Annotated in this window: 1 protein-coding gene; it reads right to left on the minus strand. The window is 45.7% G+C overall.

Annotation, left to right across the window (positions count from 1 at the left end; genetic code table 11):
- Window positions 1-59 precede the first annotated feature (59 nt).
- The gene (tuf, locus tag C2M33_RS10065) at window positions 60-1,244 is read right to left on the minus strand and encodes an elongation factor Tu (RefSeq protein ID WP_063702537.1); all 1,185 of its coding nucleotides are present in this window, start codon (window positions 1,242-1,244) and stop codon (window positions 60-62) included.

Consider the following 1,244-nt stretch of genomic DNA (forward strand, 5'->3'; position numbering starts at 1 on the left):
CATTAAAAAAGGCCGCCTAGGCGACCTTTTTATAAGCTGTGAAGCTCTATCTGTTGATATTACTCAACGATAGTTGCAACAACACCAGCACCAACTGTACGGCCACCTTCACGGATAGCGAAGCGTAAACCTTCGTCCATCGCGATTGGGCAGATTAACTCTACAGTCATCTTGATGTTGTCACCAGGCATTACCATTTCTACGCCTTCTGGTAACTGTACGTCACCTGTTACGTCAGTTGTACGGAAGTAGAACTGTGGACGGTAACCTTTGAAGAAAGGAGTGTGACGACCACCTTCATCTTTAGAAAGTACGTATACTTCTGAAGTGAATTTAGTGTGTGGCTTGATTGAACCAGGCTTACAAAGTACTTGACCACGCTCAACGTCTTCACGCTTAGTACCACGTAGTAGTGCACCGATGTTCTCACCCGCACGACCTTCGTCTAGAAGCTTACGGAACATCTCAACACCTGTACAAGTTGTCTTCGTAGTTTCTTTGATACCTACGATTTCAACTTCGTCATTCACGTTGATGATACCAGCTTCAACACGGCCAGTTACAACAGTACCACGACCTTGGATTGAGAATACGTCTTCGATAGGCATGATGAATGGCTTATCGATGTCACGCTCTGGCTCTGGGATGTATGAATCTAGCGCTTCTGCTAGTTCAATGATTTTCGCTTCCCATTGCTCTTCGCCTTCTAGTGCTTTAAGAGCAGAACCTTGGATTAGAGGTAAGTCGTCACCTGGGAAATCGTACTCAGAAAGAAGTTCACGAACTTCCATTTCTACTAGCTCAAGTAGCTCTTCGTCATCAACCATGTCACATTTGTTCATGAATACGATGATGTAAGGTACGCCAACCTGACGAGAAAGTAGGATGTGCTCACGAGTTTGTGGCATAGGACCGTCAGTCGCAGCAACTACTAGGATTGCGCCGTCCATTTGAGCAGCACCAGTGATCATGTTTTTAACATAATCGGCGTGTCCTGGACAGTCTACGTGTGCGTAGTGACGAGTTGGAGTATCGTACTCAACGTGTGAAGTTGAGATTGTGATACCACGCTCACGCTCTTCTGGAGCGTTATCGATTGATGCGAAGTCTTTAGCTTGACCACCGTATGCTTTCGCAAGTACGTTTGTGATTGCTGCTGTTAGAGTTGTTTTACCGTGGTCAACGTGGCCGATTGTACCAACGTTTACGTGCGGTTTTACGCGTTCAAACTTTTCTTTTGCCAT

The organism is Pseudoalteromonas sp. T1lg122 (genome assembly GCF_002964825.1).
In the GTDB taxonomy this organism is placed as follows: Bacteria; Pseudomonadota; Gammaproteobacteria; order Enterobacterales; family Alteromonadaceae; genus Pseudoalteromonas; species Pseudoalteromonas gelatinilytica.

What these genes read in the sequence shown, in the direction of transcription:
- tuf (WP_063702537.1), bottom strand. Translation starts at nt 1,244, where the DNA reads ATGGCAAAAGAAAAGTTTGAACGCGTAAAACCGCACGTAAACGTTGGT.